The organism is Micromonospora sp. Llam0, assembly GCF_003751085.1.
GTDB lineage: Bacteria > Actinomycetota > Actinomycetes > Mycobacteriales > Micromonosporaceae > Micromonospora_E.
On record NZ_RJJY01000002.1, the window covers coordinates 2,276,830 to 2,293,388 of the forward strand.

The 16,559-nt window shown below is 70.6% G+C and carries 20 protein-coding genes; 1 reads left to right on the forward strand and 19 read right to left on the reverse strand.

Features of this window, described 5'->3' with window-relative positions:
* Window positions 1–42 precede the first annotated feature (42 nt).
* The 11 genes from EDC02_RS37630 to EDC02_RS37680 form a co-directional block, all read right to left on the reverse strand.
* Complete coding sequence (locus tag EDC02_RS37630; RefSeq protein WP_123606838.1) at window positions 43–1,086, reverse strand: NlpC/P60 family protein; 1,044 nt, start codon at window positions 1,084–1,086, stop codon at window positions 43–45.
* Window positions 1,087–1,234: 148 nt separating this feature from the next.
* Window positions 1,235–2,320 carry a hypothetical protein gene (locus tag EDC02_RS37635; RefSeq protein ID WP_123606839.1) on the reverse strand — a complete coding sequence of 362 codons (1,086 nt, stop codon included), beginning with the start codon at window positions 2,318–2,320 and terminating at the stop codon, window positions 1,235–1,237.
* Window positions 2,321–2,452: 132 nt separating this feature from the next.
* Window positions 2,453–2,677, reverse strand: a complete 225-nt coding sequence (locus EDC02_RS37640; protein ID WP_148083801.1) for a hypothetical protein — start codon at window positions 2,675–2,677, stop codon at window positions 2,453–2,455.
* 578 nt (window positions 2,678–3,255) lie between these two features.
* Window positions 3,256–3,600 (reverse strand): hypothetical protein, encoded by a 345-nt coding sequence (locus tag EDC02_RS37645; protein ID WP_123606841.1) that lies wholly within the window; start codon window positions 3,598–3,600, stop codon window positions 3,256–3,258.
* 84 nt (window positions 3,601–3,684) lie between these two features.
* Window positions 3,685–4,113, reverse strand: coding sequence for a hypothetical protein (locus tag EDC02_RS37650; RefSeq protein ID WP_123606842.1), 429 nt, complete (start codon window positions 4,111–4,113; stop codon window positions 3,685–3,687).
* Window positions 4,110–4,604, reverse strand: a complete 495-nt coding sequence (locus tag EDC02_RS37655; RefSeq protein ID WP_123606843.1) for a hypothetical protein — start codon at window positions 4,602–4,604, stop codon at window positions 4,110–4,112. Before EDC02_RS37655 ends, EDC02_RS37650 begins: the two co-directional genes overlap by 4 nt.
* Window positions 4,601–5,182 carry an RNA polymerase sigma factor gene (locus EDC02_RS37660; RefSeq protein WP_123606844.1) on the reverse strand — a complete coding sequence of 194 codons (582 nt, stop codon included), beginning with the start codon at window positions 5,180–5,182 and terminating at the stop codon, window positions 4,601–4,603. Before EDC02_RS37660 ends, EDC02_RS37655 begins: the two co-directional genes overlap by 4 nt.
* A gap of 189 nt (window positions 5,183–5,371) precedes the next feature.
* Window positions 5,372–6,493, reverse strand: a complete 1,122-nt coding sequence (locus EDC02_RS37665) for a hypothetical protein (RefSeq protein WP_123606845.1) — start codon at window positions 6,491–6,493, stop codon at window positions 5,372–5,374.
* Between the two features lie 159 nt (window positions 6,494–6,652).
* Window positions 6,653–7,129: a hypothetical protein gene (locus tag EDC02_RS37670; RefSeq protein ID WP_123606846.1), complete on the reverse strand. Its 477-nt coding sequence runs from the start codon at window positions 7,127–7,129 to the stop codon at window positions 6,653–6,655.
* The gene (locus EDC02_RS37675) at window positions 7,056–8,231 is read right to left on the reverse strand and encodes a hypothetical protein (RefSeq protein ID WP_148083802.1); all 1,176 of its coding nucleotides are present in this window, start codon (window positions 8,229–8,231) and stop codon (window positions 7,056–7,058) included. Before EDC02_RS37675 ends, EDC02_RS37670 begins: the two co-directional genes overlap by 74 nt.
* Window positions 8,232–8,810: 579 nt before the next feature.
* Window positions 8,811–9,023, reverse strand: a complete 213-nt coding sequence (locus EDC02_RS37680; protein WP_123606848.1) for a hypothetical protein — start codon at window positions 9,021–9,023, stop codon at window positions 8,811–8,813.
* Between the two features lie 356 nt (window positions 9,024–9,379).
* Here EDC02_RS37680 and EDC02_RS37685 point away from each other — a divergent pair, with 356 nt between their 5' ends.
* Entirely contained in the window at window positions 9,380–9,685 is a 306-nt protein-coding gene (locus EDC02_RS37685; protein ID WP_158632447.1) for a hypothetical protein, read from the forward strand.
* Window positions 9,686–10,375: 690 nt separating this feature from the next.
* Here EDC02_RS37685 and EDC02_RS37690 read toward each other — a convergent pair.
* The 8 genes from EDC02_RS37690 to EDC02_RS37730 form a co-directional block, all read right to left on the reverse strand.
* Window positions 10,376–11,047 (reverse strand): GGDEF domain-containing protein, encoded by a 672-nt coding sequence (locus tag EDC02_RS37690; protein WP_123606850.1) that lies wholly within the window; start codon window positions 11,045–11,047, stop codon window positions 10,376–10,378.
* Window positions 11,048–11,206: 159 nt separating this feature from the next.
* Window positions 11,207–12,199 carry a DUF4192 domain-containing protein gene (locus tag EDC02_RS37695; protein ID WP_158632448.1) on the reverse strand — a complete coding sequence of 331 codons (993 nt, stop codon included), beginning with the start codon at window positions 12,197–12,199 and terminating at the stop codon, window positions 11,207–11,209.
* 62 nt (window positions 12,200–12,261) lie between these two features.
* Window positions 12,262–12,663 carry a DUF3846 domain-containing protein gene (locus tag EDC02_RS37700; RefSeq protein ID WP_123606852.1) on the reverse strand — a complete coding sequence of 134 codons (402 nt, stop codon included), beginning with the start codon at window positions 12,661–12,663 and terminating at the stop codon, window positions 12,262–12,264.
* Window positions 12,664–13,173: 510 nt separating this feature from the next.
* The gene (locus tag EDC02_RS37710; RefSeq protein WP_123606854.1) at window positions 13,174–13,857 is read right to left on the reverse strand and encodes a hypothetical protein; all 684 of its coding nucleotides are present in this window, start codon (window positions 13,855–13,857) and stop codon (window positions 13,174–13,176) included.
* 166 nt (window positions 13,858–14,023) lie between these two features.
* Window positions 14,024–14,452, reverse strand: coding sequence for a hypothetical protein (locus EDC02_RS37715; RefSeq protein WP_123606855.1), 429 nt, complete (start codon window positions 14,450–14,452; stop codon window positions 14,024–14,026).
* A gap of 678 nt (window positions 14,453–15,130) precedes the next feature.
* Window positions 15,131–15,685, reverse strand: a complete 555-nt coding sequence (locus EDC02_RS37720) for a hypothetical protein (RefSeq protein WP_148083804.1) — start codon at window positions 15,683–15,685, stop codon at window positions 15,131–15,133.
* Window positions 15,678–16,211 carry a hypothetical protein gene (locus EDC02_RS37725; RefSeq protein WP_123606857.1) on the reverse strand — a complete coding sequence of 178 codons (534 nt, stop codon included), beginning with the start codon at window positions 16,209–16,211 and terminating at the stop codon, window positions 15,678–15,680. Before EDC02_RS37725 ends, EDC02_RS37720 begins: the two co-directional genes overlap by 8 nt.
* Window positions 16,208–16,537: a hypothetical protein gene (locus EDC02_RS37730; RefSeq protein WP_123606858.1), complete on the reverse strand. Its 330-nt coding sequence runs from the start codon at window positions 16,535–16,537 to the stop codon at window positions 16,208–16,210. Before EDC02_RS37730 ends, EDC02_RS37725 begins: the two co-directional genes overlap by 4 nt.
* Window positions 16,538–16,559: the final 22 nt, after the last annotated feature.

The window sequence follows — 16,559 nt, forward strand, 5'->3', positions numbered from 1 at the left end:
ACGGCCTTATCCGCGCAGTGCCGAGTGTTGCATCTGATGCAATTAATCCCCTTTAACGATTCGGCGGATGGTGGCGATCTGGCCGGCCCAGGCAGATGCCTTAGTCAGTTTCACCACGTCTCCGGTGTGCGGAGCCTGTACGACAAGGCCGTGTCCGATGTAGAGGCCGACGTGGCCGGGGTCGCTCATGGTGCCGTTGCTGCCGGGAATGAAGATCATGTCACCGGGTCGTGCCTGGATGAGGCTGGCGATGGGCGTGCCCGCGTGCTGTTGGTCGTCGGTGACGCGCGGCAGGCTGATTCCGCCGGTCCGGTAGGCCTGTTGAATGAGGCTGGAGCAGTCGCATTGGTGGGCGGGGTTGCCGGAGTGCGCATCGGTGCAGTCGCCGCCGAACGCGTACGGGGTGCCGAGTTGTTGCAGCGCCCACCAGATCGCGATGGCGACCGGCAGTGGCGTGTCGGGTGGGAGGGTGAAGTCGTCGGGTAGGGCTTCGCTGCTGCCGGACATTCCGTCGCCAGCGGTGCAGCCGCCGTACAGGCCGGCGGATAGCGCGACGAGCGCGGTGGCGTCCGGCTCCCACTTGGCGTATGCGGCGGGGGTGGCGCTGCGTTGGACCGACTGGGCGGCCTGTGTCAGCGGCATCTGCTCCCACCCGGTGACGGTGAGGAGCTTGCTGTAGAAGGCGTTGGCCGCGTAGACCGGGTCCATGATCTGGTCCGGGGTTCCCCATCCCTGGCTGGGGCGTTGCTGGAACAGGCCGAGCGAGTCGTGGTCGTTGGCCGCGCCCAGGTGTCCGAGGTTGCGCAGGGAGGATTCCTGCAGCGCGACGGCGACGGCGATGACCAGGCCCCGTTCGGGGATGCCTCGGCCGGCGCCGACGGAGACGATGATGGTGGCGTTGGTGAGTTGCTCGGCGTTGTAGCTGCTGGCGAGTGCGGAAGGCGGCGCGGCGGACGCGTTGGGCGACGGGTCGATGCGGGGTACGCAGGCGGTAGCGCTGCTGGCGATCCCGATGAGCCCTACGACGCAAAGGCAGGCGACGCCGATGACGGTGGTGACCAGCACGGTCGCGACGCGGCGCGTCATGGCCGGCCCCGGTGTGGGGTGGGTGTCGTGGTGTTCATGGCCGGTTCCCTTCGAGGCGGATGGCTGGGAGTCCCCTGCGGGTGGTGCGGGGCCACCTCGATGCCGGTCCGGCCCGGGGCTTGCGGCTCAGGGCCTGACCGGCGGTGTGTTACGAGGCGGGTGAGTCGTCGTGCGGGCGGTGGCCGTTGGTGTTGGCCAGGTGCGCGAGCCGCACGGCGGGTGGGATCGGGGAGTTGAGCAGCCCGGTGGCGCCGACGCGGCGGATCCACTGGGTCTGTCGGACGGAGATGCCGTGCCGGGTCGCGAACTCGGACAGGTCGATGTCGGGGTCGGCGGACAGTTCGGCCCACAGGTCGCGCCACCGGTCGTAGGCGTCCTGGCTGGCGGGTACGCGCCGGAGGACATCGGTGGGGGGCATCGGCACGCCGCCGGTGTCCGGGGCGTCGCCGTCGGTGTCGTCCGTGCCGGCCGCGGGTGGCTGCGGGGGGCGTAGGTCCGCGCCGATGGCGTTCGCCCAGCCGGTGACGTCGGATTGGGCGGTCAGTTCGGCGGCGATGGCGTCGATGTCCAGGGTGGTGGCGGCGATGGCGGCCCGGACCGGGTCCTGGTGCCGGGCCCGGATGAGGGCTTCCACGTGGGTGGCCAGGGCGACGCGGCGCCGCTCGTCGCGTAGCTGATGCCGGGCGACGACGAGGGATTCGTGCAGGCTGTAGCCGTGTTCGACGGCGAGGAGTTCGGCGCGTCGGGTGACCTCGGGTTCGCGGCGCCGCTGAGTACGCGAGTAGCTCGGCGCGGTGTCGGCCAGTTTCCCGGCGGCGCGCAGGGCGTCACGGCGGCGGTCGCTGGCGTGTAGCAGCCAGACGGTGTAGGCGAACACGCCCAGGCCGCCGAACACGGCGGCGAGGTAGGGCACGTCGCCGTGGCCGATGATGTTGATGCAGACGCCGGTGGTGACCGAGCCGATGGACAGGATCCGCCACCCGTAGGCGGTTTCACCTTGTCGGCGGCGGGTGTCGGCGAACGCCGAGGTGACGACGCCACCGAGGTCGATGACGCCGGCGAACGGCGCCACCAGCAGCGCCCGCCACCACCAGTCGAGGGCTGCGGGCCAGGGCGGGACGGTCACACCGACCCAGATCTGGCCGATGATGGACCCGAGCGCGGCGATGATGTAGAACGCCCAGGCGGTGCGTTCGGCTGCCCGGCTGCGCTCGGGGTCGGTGCTCAGATTCATGCCGCACCTGCCTGGCTGCGGCGAACGGTTGTGGTCATGGGGCTGCTCCTCCTGCGGGAGTGCAGGCGGCGTCCCGATGCGGGACGCTGCGCCTGTATGGGCGTGGGCGTCCCGCGGCTGCGGGCAGGGCTGTCAGGTGGAGATCTGGAACCGGGCGGGTGCCTGTGTCGTGCGTCGGACCTGGCCGGTGGCGGCGAGTCGCAGCAGATGCCGGCGGGCGGTGCCGTGAGACACCCGCAGCACCTGGGCCAGCTCATACGGACTGAAATCCAGCTCCGGGTGGGCCCGTAGGTGCAACACGAGCAACGGCGCGACCTGCCCGTCAGCACGACGGGGCCCGTTCATCGAACCCGGCACGGCCGCCTCCGGACGAGGTGGCGGGGCCACAGGATCGCTGGCGACGTGGGAAACATGGCTGTGCCTCCAGATAGGGCTTGCATCGATGAGTTCGGCGGAGCCGGCCAGGTGGCCGCTGCCGTGACGGGTGGCCCCGCATGAACGGGGAGCAGGTCGCGGCGGCCCTCGGCGAGTCGCTGCCACGCCCCGCGACACGGCCGAGGGCTGGGCCCAGGCCGTGGCGACTCACGGCGAGTCGCACGCACGTCGCTGAGACCCGCAGGTCCCCAACCCGCCGTGGGGGTCTGGGTCGCGGGGCGACCGATGGGGATGTCGCTGCGCGGCGAGGCGGGTCAACCCACGAGCGGCATGAGGGCCGCGTGGCGGCGCTTCATGCAGGAAGATCGGTATCCCGCGTGCACGGTCAGGTGATCGCCGTCGAGTCACGCAAACGCCGAGCCGCGACGGCCGTGTTGAGCGCCAGCGGGCCGACCGGGTCGGTGACGGCCATCGAGGCGCGAAGCGGGGCTCGCCGGAGCCGGGGTGGACCACGATGGCCGGTAACGGCGCCTCGGCGGCGTGCTTTCGTGCCTTGCGGCTTACGGTGCCTGCCGGGCGGGAGCCCGGCAGGCACGCCGACGTGCGTCGCTCAGCTTTGTTCGGCCGGGCTCAGCACCCGGCAGGTGGTCCCACTCGACGTGGCCCGTAACCTCGATCAGCACCGCCGACTCTTGCCGGTCCACCCCGACAGGTTCGTAGCTGATGTCGGTCAGTCCGACGATTGAGCCGGTCACCCACTCCGAGGCGTTGTCGTTGAAGCCGTCGAGCTCCCACTCGATGAGATCAGTCAACGGCACCCCGACGATCGTCGAAACGAACCCCTGGTCGTCTACGGCGGCACGTAACTCTGCCTCGGTCATCGCACGCCCCAATCGCTCGGCCATGTCTGCTCCTCTCTTTCTGTCGCATCGTTCGTGCGGCGGTGGCGACCGGCCGGGCTTTCCCGGCCGGCGCCATCTCCCGCGCGGTCAGTCGCCCGGCGGCGCTGTTCTCCAGCGCGGTAGCCGGATTTCGCGGACGGCGTAGCTGAGGGGGTAGTCGTCCTCGTCGTCGTTGTCGACGTACGGCCAGGCGTCTCTGCCACCTTCGGCCCACGCGTCCTCGACCAGCCTCTGGATCGTGCGGTCGAGCTGGGGGTATTGGTCGTAGTTGTCCAGGGCCAGCCGCCTGCCGCGCGGACCGTAGAACCCGACCGCCATGCACCAGGCGTCGTCACCGTCGTCCACGGTTGCCCGCACCTTCACCGCCTCGGGAAAGCGGGCGCGGACCGCGTTCGCGATCTCCACCTCGGTCATGCGGCGCAGCCGCCGAGTGGCGCTGTCCGCCCGGCGGCTCCACGCCGCACGCGCCGCTGCCCGTTCGGTCGGTGACGCCGCCGAATACTCGCTGATGTTCATCTGCCATGCCTTCCGTCCGTCGCATGGCCCATACGGCAGGTGTGCCGACCGGGCTGACCTTCGTCCTGATCGTGTCCTGCCCACGAACGGGGTCCGGGTCCGCCGACCCGTTCGGGAAACCGTCCGGCGGTGCCGCGCTGCCACGAATGGGCCGGCACGGTCGGGTCGTCGGTGCGCTGCCGGCGCCGCAGCACCCGCAGCGGCTCCCGCTTCGCGCCCAGCGGCCGGTGTTCGTAGCGTTCTTCCAGACAGCGCACGAAGTCCACGTTCGAGGCGAACGGGTAGAACACGCCCTTGTGCCAGGTGCCGCCGAGCCGGTCGCAGCAAGCAACCGAGACGGGGTACCAGCCGTTGAGGCTGACGGTGAGGCAGTGCCCGCATGTCAAGTCGAGCTCGAATACACACAGCCGGTGCAGTTCCGTTCGGTCGTCTTGTGCCATGCCGGACGGCGGCGCCGCCCCATGCCCCTCCGGGCTGCGCGTGCCGGTCATACGGCACCGGCTACATCGATCACCATGCGGATCCGGCGAATAGCGCGGCGTTCCAGGCCGCGTACCGCGTCCCGGCTGCGGCCCATCTCGGTGGCGGCAACGTCGCGCGGGTGACCGGCCAGACGCAGCTCGACCGCCTGGCGTTGGGCGAGGGTCAACGGCGCGGCGGCGAGCAGCGCGGCCACCAGCACCATTCGCGGCGTGTCCGATCGAGTGACGGGCGTGGCGGGTGGCGCTTGGTGGAGTTCGTGGGCGGCGCGGCGGTATCGGCGCATCCCCCACGAGTGCCTGGTGCAGGCGCGGCCGGCCAGGCGCAGCAGCCAGCCGACCACGTCGTCGTCGGCGGTGGTGAGGCTGGCGAGCGCATCGGTGAACGTGTCGTGGACCAGGTCATCGACGGCGTGCTGGTCGCGGACGCGCACGCCGACGTAGCGGCGTAGCAGGTCCCGGTAGCCGTCGTAGAGGGCGGCGAATGCGTCGATGTCGCCGGCTTGTGCCCGATGGAGCAGGGCGACGGCATGCGGTGTGGTGCGGATCCGTCCGTCGTGACCGACGGACAGGCTGATCGGTGGTGCCATGTCGAACCTCCTGGGGTTGGGGGTCCGGGCACGGCCCTGGTGGCCGTGCCCGGGTGCGCGGGTGTGCGCTGGTGGCCGGGCTTCGACCGAAGGACATGAGGTAGCTGCGGAGACCCGCCGCCCGTGTTCAGGGCCAGGTTCTGCGGCTGGGGGCAGCGGGCTGCGAGATGGTGGCGCCGCCGTGGGGTGTCAGGCCGCGGATTGGCCGGCCTGCGGCGTGCCTGTGGCCTGCAGGATCCTGGTGACAGCCTGGTTGACGCGGTGCGCGATGAGGCCGAGGGCTTCCACCGCGGCGTCGATGCCGCTGGTGCGGGCGTCGTCGGTAAACTCGTCGAAGGCGATGTGCCCGATGGCCAGGTTCACGTCGTGGACGCCGATGTGCAGGTCGGCGGTGAGCAGTGCGCCGCCGTCGATGCCGTCGCCGTACGCGGTGCGCCACAGGTACACGCCGGTAGCGGGCGGGTGCAGACGCCAGACCTGCGGATGCGGATCGTCGGCCAGCGACCGCAGCAGGTCGCCGAGGCGGGCCGCGATCGTGATCTCCTCGGTGGCGAACGACTCGTCGATGCCGAACTCGTCCGCGACCCCCTCGGCAAGCCACCTGCGGGCGGCGTCCGGTCGGTACGTCACGATTTCCCGCGACGGCGCGATCGGTACCAGCACACCGCTTTCTCCGGCGATGGTGCGTTCGGTGTCGTCACCCGCCCTGTCGCCACCGTCGGGCGATCGGGGCGGTATGCCCAGGAGGCTGGGAACGTTGTCCGCGTAGTCGTCGAACTCCATCCTCTCCCGGCTCAGGTCCACGCCCAGGGCGGCGGCGGCGCCGCGGGCGCCGAACATGTCGGTGAGCAGGTCCTCCACGGCGTCGCTGTCGATCTCGTACGGCACGCTGTCACCATCAGTGAAGTAGACGGTCGCGAGACCGCCGCTGAGGAAGTAGCCATCGTCCCACTCCATAGCGTGCAGGACTATCCACCGGGGCGCGCGGCCGTCGAGGTCCTGCGGATGGTCGGCGAGGTACTGCCTGATCAGGCTGATCAGGGCGTCGTCCTGATCGGCGTCACGGGCCTGCCGGAGCAGGTCCAGCAGCTCGTCGCGGGTGACGGCGTCGAGCCCGTCCACGGTGTGAGCGGTGACGTGGCCGCGCATCATCGGCCAATGCGCGTCGATCGCGGCGGACACGGCGCCGTCGTGGACCGCGCGGCGCAGCACGGCCGCGAAGTCGCGGGCCGCGTCGGCGACGCCGATGTCGAAGGTCCGTGCCCACTGCTGGGCGTCGTAGTCGAAGACCAGCGGGATGATGACTTTCATCGAAGTCCTTCCGTGAAGGGTCGTGCGAGGCGGTCGGTCAACCCGTCGGCATGAGAGAGCTGCGGACCGGTGGTGGCGTCGTGCGCGGCAGAGCAGTCCGCGGCGCGGCAGCGCCGACGTGAAAGTCGGCCGTCGCGGGTGGTGTCGCTCACCGGTCGGTCACAGGCGTCCGGGCCCGGGTACCGGACGTCGGCGGGTACGCAGCTGCGACGCCCGGGTGAACACCTCACGGCTCGGAACGGACCAGCCGTCGCCCGGCCGGACGGTGCGGTTGCCCTGGAGGTCGATGAGGATGTACCAGCCGTGCTCGCCGGGCGCCTGGCGGGCGGGGTCGACCGGTCCGTGCGCGGCGAGGTAGGCGGGGATGCAAGCCTTCGCCTGCTGCCGCAGCCGGGTGACCCAGCGGTAGGCGTCGCTGGCCGTCCAGCCCGGGTGCTCACACGACTGGTAGATCAGCGAGGCCGCGGCGACGGCGACGACCTCGGGGTCTATCCGGCCGGGGTAGGACCGGAACCGGTAGGTGTCGACGTCGCGGTCACGGAACCCGTCCGGGCCGGGCCGATCACCGTCCCGGTCGACCGGGTAGCGGTGGGCGACGCTGGCGAGGTCTTCCTTCCACAGCAGCCGACCGGTCACGTCGGCGTGCTCGCGGGTGACGAGATTCCACTGCAGGGCGGCCGTCGATCAGCGCCGCCCCGGGCAGGCCGACCGGCCGCGCCCGGCGGCTCAACACACTGAGCCTCCGCGCGCCGAGACGATCCGGCCGCAGGTAGCGGCCGATCGCCTGGTATCGGCCGCGAATGTCCTGTTGCCACTCGTCACAGCTGGTTGGCAGTTCGTCGGAGTACCAGTCGATCTGGTCGACGCTGTCCAACGCCGCGGCGGCCATGAGCGGTTGCGGCGCAATGCCGAGAAAGGACTCGGCGGCGCACTTGGCGGAGTCGCCGCTGCCGACGATCGCGACACGACGTAGACCGCGCAGCGGCCACATGCCGGCCATGCGCTGCATGAACTGCGGGAAGGTCAGGATCGTTTCGCCATTGGCGATGTCGTGGTCGTCTGGATCGCCCAGCCCTCGTGCGTCGATGACTAGTCCGGCGAGCAGCGTGGTGCGGCTGTCCATGTCGATTTCCACCTCGGATCGGTCCCCGGAGACCGAGAGGACCTCGGCGTTGGTCACCACGTCAGCGAACTGGGCCAATGTCAACCGGATCACGAACGCCATGTCGGAGTTGGTCTGGTACTCCGCCATGGACAGAGCTGACGCCTGGATCGGTGCCCCGGGCAGGTAGTTCAGGCTTGCTCGCTGGTCGCCGGCCAGTCCCGCGTTCCCTGCGCGGTTACGGGAATTCAGGTAGAAGGTTGGGCGTGTGGTCATCGCGAAGGCGCCACCAACCCGATCGCTTCGCTCCAGCACCAGCGGCCTCGGGTGACCGCTGAGCACGCGGACCGCGGCGTACACCGCCGCGTGGAATCCGCTACCGATGATGACCTCACGGTCGGTGCCGCTGGTGTCCAGGATGCTGTCCTGGCGCGGCTCGTCCGACCAGTAGGCGTCCATAAGCTGGTCGGCGACATCGCGGCCGTTCGGGTCGAGGGCGATCCCGGTGAGCCGCGCCACCAACGGGGTCGGGAACTCGGCCTGCCGTTGCATCATCGCCCGCATCCCCGCGGAGGCGGACTGCCGCAGAGAAACGGCGGTAAGAAGGGAGTCGATCTGTGCGGACGGCTCGAACATGGGCCCCGCATCCTTTCTGCGTTGGCCGGGTCACCTCGCCGGGCCGGCGCACTGCCCCCGGGAGACTCCCCCGGGGGCGGCACGTGGCCGGCGAGGTTCCGGAAGGGTCAAACGGTTTGGGCTGCTGGGCTGGCGGTCACCAGCCCCAGTTGGGGCAGATCGCCGACCCGGTCGGCGTGGGACATCAGCACATCGCCGGACGGCTTCGGGCCACACCACGGACTGCTGACCGTGCAAGGAGTCAGCGTCAGCGGCGGGTGCCGAGACCGGCGACGTGGCGGGTGCCGGCAGCGCCAACGAGTTACCCGGCCGGGTGGGGTAAGGAGATGTCGTCGCTGGCGAGGCCTAGCGGGGCACTCCTGCCTCGGCGAAGACTTGGCCCAGGAACGACTCGTTGAGGTCGACGATGTTGGAACAGTGTTCGTCGTAGCCGTCCAGGTTGGCGGCCATGTCTTCCCATTCGGTGTCGCTGGCTCGATCTCGATGTGCTCGTGGTCCATCCATCACGGCGATTCCCGCCCGCCGAGCCAGGTCCAGCAGCGCATTCGTGGGCGCGCCGGGCAGCGCGACGTATGCCGGTTAGGCGTCCGCAATATCGGCCGTGCGGATGGGCTGCGGGCCGCTGATCGTCATGAGCGGGCGCCTCCTGCCATCGCCTTGAGCTGCTTGCCGGCAGCGCAGTGCAGTAACGGCAAGCACACCGTCGCCGCGCTCGCCACCGAGGCCGGCATCTCTGGGCAGCGGTTCTACGAGCGTCACGCCGATCTCGTCGCCGAGCTTCAAGTCCAGCACCGGACCTGTGGCACCGGACGTGCAGGTTCTGCAGCAGCAACTGGCCCATAGTCGACGCCGGACTGCGAACTCGAACATCACGTGACAGTCCTCCAGGAACGAGTACGCACCCTCGGCGCACTGATAACCGAACTTACCCACGAAGCCCAGTCCGGTAGCGTCATCACGCTGCCCGTGAAACGACGCCGCGGAAGCTGAATCACCGCGCCGACAGGTAACTCCCTCGGATACGAAAGGCTACGATGAGGTCAATACCTCCGTCCGATGTCGAGCTGGACGCAATGTTGTTGCGGTCGCGCGTGCCGTTCCAAGAGATCGACAGTTGGAGCCGCGGCTTCGCTGAGCGGATCATGTACATGGTGGGCACGACCGAGCCCGCCACCGACCAGCTCCGCGTTCAGGTTCGGCAGGGTGCGCTGTTCGCGTTGCACTGGATCGGCCGAACCACCGATCCAACCTGGTCCCGCATCGCCGACGCCAACGGCGACCTGGACTGGGTCAACTCGATCGACGGGCTCATCCGCTACTGCCGCTGGTTCGTCGAGCACGGCATCCTCACCGGGCACGGATTCGACTACTCCCGCTACCTCGAAGCCGCAGCCAGGAATGCAGATCAGCCCGACGAGCAACAGTCCAACGCCAGCCCCGGTTCCGGTCGATGAATAGAGCGGCGGGCGTACTTCCGGTCCGCTGGTAGGCAGACGACCCTCCCGATCGTCTGAAGAAGCGTTGGCTTGGCTCCGTACCGAGGGGTATGAGACTTGCGCCGGACCGTGGACTTCGACAGGTGTCGGCCGGGCGAGAGAAGGGCGATTGTGAGGGTGTCGCTGTGCAGGGTGGCGTCGCCGCATGCGCGTCCGGCGTCCGGCGGGGGTCGGCCAGCAAGACTTTGGTCAGCCGACCCGCCGGCTGGTCCGCCCAGACGGTGACCAGGCGGGCGCCGATAGGTAGGTGACCGAGGTGCACGGGTTGATCGGTGACCGGCGGTAGCAGCATCGCGGCGAGGCGGCCGTGGTGCGGTTCGGTCATCGGGCGATCACCACCTCGTCGCCGAGGATGGCGAACCACGGGATGGCCGTCGCTTGGCGCGGCAGTGCCAGCCAGCCGTCGATGGCCGTGATCGGGCCGTTGGGTCGGGCGGCGGATGCCCGTCGGTGAAGCCAGGGTCGTCCTCGGCGTGGCTGCCCCAGCGGTGAGGGTGCTGGCGAAGATCCGGATCGCTTCCCGCGTGACCGCGTCAACGCTGCCGCTCAGGATCGGCGTGTCGTCCCAGTCGATCAGCCCATACACGTCCCTGCCGGATGCCGCCGCCCGGTGTGCTCCTGCTCGGCGGGTGCCCACCCGTCGGGTCTTCATCGGACATCCCCGCCGTCGGCGCGCGAGACGGGTGCGGTGTCGAGGCCGCGCATCGTCGCGGGGTCGAAGACCGCGGTGCGCCTACGGCCGGCCCGCTTCGCCACGCGCAGGACGCGATCGGCGCGCCCGAGCGCGAGCCGCCGATCGCGGTCGGCGTGCGGGGAGAAGGGGGCGATACCAGCGCAGGCGGTGACGGTGACGGTGATGGGGCGCCCGGTGAGCTGGATGTCGGTCGGCTCGGCGACGGCGGCGACCAGCCCTGTGGCGTGGCGGCCAGCGTCGGCGGGGTCGTCGAGCAGGACGGCGAACTCGTCGCGTCGCAGCCGGAACATCCGCCCGCGGGCGGCGGAGGCGGGGTGCTGGAGGCGACCGGCGGTCAGGACGAGCAGTTGGTCGAGCGCCCGGTCGCCGAAGCGTCCGACGAACGTCCGTGTGCCGTCGAGGTTGATCAGGATCACCGTGATCTGCCGTCTGGTGGCGGCCAGCGCGGCGTGGAAGCCGGCGCGGTTACCGAGGCCGGTCAGGTCGTCGCGATGGGCGGCGTGCACGGCGGCGGTGATGGCCGCGCGGTGGCGGGCGGTGGTACGCCGTCGGGTCAGGTGGTGGGTGATGCCGGCGGTGACCGTCATGGCCGCCAGGAGCGCGATGATCTGTGCGGGGGTGGACACTGGTGCCCACACCTCCAATCCCAGGGTTGGGAGGTGTCGAGGGCAGCCGGGTGCCACCGGCTGCCCTCACCTGAAGCGGTGCGCGAACCCGCGTTCGCGCGGGGTCGCGGCAAGTACCGATGGGCACCCCTGCGCGGGCACCGAGTGGAGCGGGGCGTATCAGTTGGTGGTGGTCAACAGGTGCGGCGGGATTGCGGACTGGAGGGCGTCGCGGAGCAGGTGGGCGAGCCGGTAGTCCGGGTGCGCGTGCAGTGCGCGGTCCACGGCGATGTTCGCCATGGCGCCGTCACCAGCGAGGTAGGCGGTGATCGAGAGTAGGCAGGCCGGGGCGGCGCTCATCTGCGGCATGGCTCGTCGGGTGACGTCGATCCACAGCTGTCGCTGTACGTCGCTGCCGTCACAGGTTGTCCATGCGTAGTCGCGGACCTCGGTGATCAGCAGCACAGCGGTAAGCCACGCCGTGTCGTCGTCGGACAAGGTGTCGCCGCGGGCGGCGGCGTCGTGTGCCTGCCGCACCACCGTGATGCCGGCCTGTACGAGGTGTTCTGGTGGGACAGGCGGCGGTTCGGTGCCCGCGACGCGGATGGGGTCGTCGCGCAGTGCGGTGAGCCGGCGCAGCGCCGCGCCGGTCGCGAAACGCATCCGCTCGCGCTCCGGTCCGGTGACCGGCGCGATCAGCTGCTCCAGCGCGGCGCGGTCCGGCAGCGGCGCGATACCGAGGTAGGTGGCCTGCGCCGGGACGACGGTGCCGGAGGGGTTGTAGGCGACGCCGTCGGCGCAGTCGGCGTCGCCGCACAGGCACCAGTAGCGGTCGTCATCGACGCGCAGCACCTCGCACACGTCAACGTCGGCGGCGCGCAGGGCGGTGGTGAGCAGATCGGCGGCGGGTGCGACGCGGTCGGCCCGGCCGTAGCCGATGAGGAACGCCGTCGACCCGTACCGGGAGAGCATCGTGGCGGTCTGCGCGGCTGGTGCCGCGAGCGTGTGGGCCTCGGACGGGTCGGGCAGGTCGAGCCGGGCCGCGAGCATGATCCGCTGGTCGTCCACGAGGATGCAGAGCAGGCTGTTGGTCGGGGTGAAGCCGATGATGTAGGGCACCGCGGCGATGAGGTCGTCGGGGCTGGAGAGACGTAGGTTGCGGGGTTCGACCACAGGTGGTTCCTCCTTCGAATGGCGATGGGTGGGCCGGCGGCCCGAGTCCGCCGGTCCCGGGGTCAGCGGCAGTGAGCGAGAGCGGCCAGCACGGCGTCGACCTGCGCGGCGGTGAGACTGACGGGGGTGTCGGCCCGGCGGCCGGTGACGACGACCGGTCCGACCAGCGGCAGCCGGCCGCCGCCGAGACGCGCGACGAGCAGGCCGGCGACGGGATTGGGGGCGCGGCCCGTAGCGGGTCCGTCCTCGTCACACCACACGGAGAGGCCGGGAGTACTGATCGGAGTTGATTCCAGCCATCCGCCGACCGCGCGGCGCAACAGCTCGGCGACGGTGCCGGTGCGCAGCCGGGCATGGTGTTCGTGACTGCTGCCGCCCTCGGCGATCCTGATGTAGGTGAACGGGCTGTCGGTCGTGAGGGACTCCTGTTCGGTGGAGTCGCCGGCCATGACCGAGGCGGCCATGACCGGCGAGAAAGCGGTGGCCGGGCATGGCCGGGAGAAACGGTGTGGACGTGCCGGCCGGCGGCAACGTCGGCGCGCGGTTGCGGGGTTAGCCCCGGGTTAGCCCTCGAACACGAGGGTGTCTTGGACGGCGGCGACCTGTATCGAAGCGGTGCGGTCGCGGCGCAGCAGCCAGGGGTTGCGTCTCGTCGAAGTAGGCCGAGATCCGTGCCGTGCCGGTCGACGTAGGCGAAGACCCAGACACCGGCCACCTGGATCGCCGGGTGGGGCACGTCGAACGTCGCCGGGACCAAGTGGGCGGCAAGGTTCGCGCCGAGGGCGGTCACCGGTGTCGAGGCGTGGATGCGGCGAGCGGGATCAGGTACCGCGGGCTGGCCCCGAGGGCGACGAACGCGCGGGTAGCACCCGTCTGCTCGGTGATGGTGACCGCGGCGCGCCCGCCCATCGCATGGCGGCGGCTCGCGCTCGATGGCAGGGACGGTTGGATGCCAGAGTCCTGATCGCTGGTCGTCATTCGCCGCCGGTCTCCACCTCGTCGATCATCACGTCGAAAGTGACGCTGTCCTCGTCGACACCGTCGACCTGGTCGGTGTCCAGGCGCAGGTACTCACGGACGTCGTACCCGGTGCCGTCGGTGTCGCGGCCGTTCTCGGGTGTGACGGCGAAGCTGCCGCTGATGGTGAACTGGACCCGGTGGCGCGGCTCGTAGGGATCCAGTCCGAAGTGGTCGAGGAACTTGTCGAGCCCGTCGCGGCAGATGTCGCCGTCGCGGTGCCGGTCGATGGCGTAGGCGCGGATCTCGGCGACCTGGCCGACGTGCCGCTGCCGCTGCTCGTCGAGACGCTCGGCCAGGCCCCGGGCGCGGTCGACGGCGCTGTGCCGGGCGGCCAGCGCCCATTCCACGGCCTGCCGCGCCAAAGCCAGCGCGGTGGACGAGTCGGTGACCGGCACGGCGGGGATGTCGGCGCTCACGCTGCGGGCTTGTCCGTCGATCAGGACGTGGACCGTGCCCGCCTCGGCCGGCTGGGCCAGGACGACGGCGTTGTCGCGGCGGTCGGCGTGCAGGACGATGACCGCCTGGCCGGGCGCCCCGGCGAGCGCCGCGAGCGGCTGCGGGTGTGGGTACGCGGTGATGGCGAGCTGCGCGGTGGGGCGGCCGAGGGTCAGGGCACGCTGCTGCGTGGTGTTGCTCATGGCATTGCCTTTCGAGTGGAATGGTCCGGCGGTAGGCCGGGACTCTGGGGTGCAGGAGTGGCGCCGGTCGCGCCCATGAGGGTTCGCGGGCCGGCCGGAGCATCGACGTCGGCGGCGTTCTGCGCCGACGTGGCGGCGATGCCGGTGGGTGCGGGGTTCGGGTGCGTCACAGAGGGACGCCGTTGACGGTGACCTGCGGTGTTGGGTCGGCCAGCCGCAGGATCGCACCTGGAGGCACGATGGCCCGCCCGCCGGTGGTGTAGTCGATCACCCACCAGCGGTCGCGGCCCTGCCACGCCCCGGCGACCGTGAGCGTTGTGCCGTCGAAGGCGACCACGTCATCGCCGACGCGCACCTCGTGCACCGGGTGCAGGCGGACCCCGTCTGCGGGGCGGACCACCCACGGCGCGACCGCGTCGGCCAACTGGCCACCGGCCTGAAGCGGAGCGCCGTAGGCGACACCGACGCGGGTGTGCGTGACCGATGTGACGATGGCCGGCAGCCACGCCGCGCGGGCGTTGACGTGCACGGCCTGCCCAAGGCGCAGGTCAGCGGGCCGGGTGACGGCGCTTTGGGAAGCGAACAGCGGGATCATAGCCAGACTCCTTCATGGATAGTGCGGAGTCCGGGCACGGCGATAGGCCGTGCCCGGAGTGCGCCGAGGAGCGCGGGTTGCAGGCCGGGCGACGGCCGGTGGAAACGGGTTGAGGACGGCGGTGGACCTCGGGTGTCCGGGTATCCGCCTAGAGCGCCAGCCGGCTACCGGTGGCGCCAAATGGACCGGCAGCGGGGGCAGGTCCCGTCAAGGGCCGAGACGTCGACGAGGTCGGGGGATGGAAGACCACGTCCACGGCGATGGATGCGCGAAGCGATGGCCAACGGGTGAAGGGTCGATGGCCGTTACACCATCACCCTGTGGGTAGAACCGTGCGCGGACTCGTCGGTCTGCCGGCGACGGGCATACGGCGGCCCGGCCGTTCGAACCAGCCAGGTCCCGGCGCAGGAGGGCCCATTGTGGATCGCCGTGCTGGTTGATGATCTGGCGACCCGCGTACAGGGCGGCCGTGTTGCCGCCGGTGTGGTCGACGACGGCATCGTGGCCGCGGCGGCGCAACGCTTCGGCGAGGGCCTGCAGCCAGCGCGGGTCATTGAGGTCGATTCGTGCCTTCCGGAAGGTGGCGGGGCAGGTGCGGCGCCTGGGCCGCTGCCGGGAGCGGCTACGAAACAGCCGCCGACCCGACGGGTACGACGGCAAGTAGGAGCCAGTGCCGGGTCAGCCTGCGGCGCACTCGCGTAGGAGGTCGCGGGCGTAGTCCGTGGCGGATGTGTGGCCGAACAGTCCCCACACGTCCTCGACCACGCGCCACTGCGACACGGCGGTGGTGGTGTTGTCGTCCCAGGTCGTGACGCCGGTGTGGTGGCGTTCGACGCAGACGCCGTAGACGTCGCCGTCCAGCCACGCCTGCCATTCGGTGCGTTCTGCGGTGAGGTCGGCCGGCACGGTCATGCCGACGAGCGCGCGGAAGTCCGTGGTGTCGAAGATCAGCACGTCCAGGCCCGGTGTGCTCACGGCGGTGAGGGACGTCGTGCCGTGGTGGATACGCAGGTAGCGCTCGAACCGGTCGCGGTCGCCGAGGCGGTCGAACGCGGCCACGATCCGCACGCCGTGCGCCGGCACGTAGACACCTGTGGCCAGGTGCGGCTGGCCGCGTCGGGCGACCAGGAGCGCGGGGGCAAGCGCGTCGCCGTCCGGCTCGTGCGCCGAGTCGTCATGGATCAGCCGGGCTCTCCAGCCGGGGAGCCGGTCATCGGTCACAACCTCATCCACGGCGACCTCCACGAGCCAATGCCTGGCTGGCCCAGAGTGCGAGCCGCTCCCGGTGGGCGTGCAACAACGGCTGGCTGGTATTGGCGAGGTGTTCGGCGAGGACGGCGGCCATCTGCGCATGGGTATGCGGGACGCCACCGGAGTGCAGGTCCGCGCCGGAGCACACCAGCGTGTCGGCGAGGACGACGTCGTAGATCCAGTCGTTGTTCGCGTACGCGCGTCCGATGGTGCCACCGCCGGCGGCGGCGATGCGGACCTGCAGCGGCGGGTCGCCTTTGGCCAGTGCGGGGACGGTGAAGGTGGCCTCCGGTTCGCAGCGGTAGACCTCGAAGTAGCTGAGGACGTCCGGCTCGTCGGTGAGACCGCAATGGTCGCAGCGTTCGTCGGCCGGCGCCGTGGAGCCGCAGGCGCAACGGCGCAGGAGCCCGGCGGTGATCATCAGCTCGTCGAGCCAGGGCAGCATGGTGTCGTCGGCCACCCGGTACAACGCGGCGACGACGTCCTGGGGGGCGGCTAGGCCGCTCATCGGCTGCCCCGCAGCGGCTGGCCCGCCCCGTTGACCAGGTCGCAGTCGCGCACGTGGTCGACGATCAGGTCGGAGTGACTGGCGTCGATGCTGGTGCCGCAGCCGGGGCACGACCACAGGTTTCGGCCGGCGCGCAGCAACGCGGTGATTTGGGCGTCGGTGGGCAAGGTGTCGAAGCAGCCGTTCTCGGTGAGGTCGTCGCCGATGTCGGTGCGGTGGACCTCGAAGTTGCGTCCCTCGTCGGCCCAGACGACCTCCGTGATCTGCGCCTGAACGCCGTCGACGGTGCGGGTGCCGCGGTCAATCTCACGGACGATCCTGCTCATTGGTGCTCCCTTGGGTGGATGC

Coding starts and splice junctions, on each gene's coding strand:
- EDC02_RS37710 (WP_123606854.1), bottom strand. CDS start 13,857: ATGAGCAACACCACGCAGCAGCGTGCCCTGACCCTCGGCCGCCCCACC.
- EDC02_RS37630 (WP_123606838.1), bottom strand. CDS start 1,086: ATGACGCGCCGCGTCGCGACCGTGCTGGTCACCACCGTCATCGGCGTC.
- EDC02_RS37715 (WP_123606855.1), bottom strand. CDS start 14,452: ATGATCCCGCTGTTCGCTTCCCAAAGCGCCGTCACCCGGCCCGCTGAC.
- EDC02_RS37645 (WP_123606841.1), bottom strand. CDS start 3,600: ATGGCCGAGCGATTGGGGCGTGCGATGACCGAGGCAGAGTTACGTGCC.
- EDC02_RS37660 (WP_123606844.1), bottom strand. CDS start 5,182: ATGGCACCACCGATCAGCCTGTCCGTCGGTCACGACGGACGGATCCGC.
- EDC02_RS37685 (WP_158632447.1), top strand. CDS start 9,380: ATGGTGGGCACGACCGAGCCCGCCACCGACCAGCTCCGCGTTCAGGTT.
- EDC02_RS37665 (WP_123606845.1), bottom strand. CDS start 6,493: ATGAAAGTCATCATCCCGCTGGTCTTCGACTACGACGCCCAGCAGTGG.
- EDC02_RS37730 (WP_123606858.1), bottom strand. CDS start 16,537: ATGAGCAGGATCGTCCGTGAGATTGACCGCGGCACCCGCACCGTCGAC.
- EDC02_RS37700 (WP_123606852.1), bottom strand. CDS start 12,663: ATGGCCGCCTCGGTCATGGCCGGCGACTCCACCGAACAGGAGTCCCTC.
- EDC02_RS37650 (WP_123606842.1), bottom strand. CDS start 4,113: ATGAACATCAGCGAGTATTCGGCGGCGTCACCGACCGAACGGGCAGCG.
- EDC02_RS37655 (WP_123606843.1), bottom strand. CDS start 4,604: ATGACCGGCACGCGCAGCCCGGAGGGGCATGGGGCGGCGCCGCCGTCC.
- EDC02_RS37675 (WP_148083802.1), bottom strand. CDS start 8,231: ATGTTCGAGCCGTCCGCACAGATCGACTCCCTTCTTACCGCCGTTTCT.
- EDC02_RS37725 (WP_123606857.1), bottom strand. CDS start 16,211: ATGAGCGGCCTAGCCGCCCCCCAGGACGTCGTCGCCGCGTTGTACCGG.
- EDC02_RS37635 (WP_123606839.1), bottom strand. CDS start 2,320: ATGAATCTGAGCACCGACCCCGAGCGCAGCCGGGCAGCCGAACGCACC.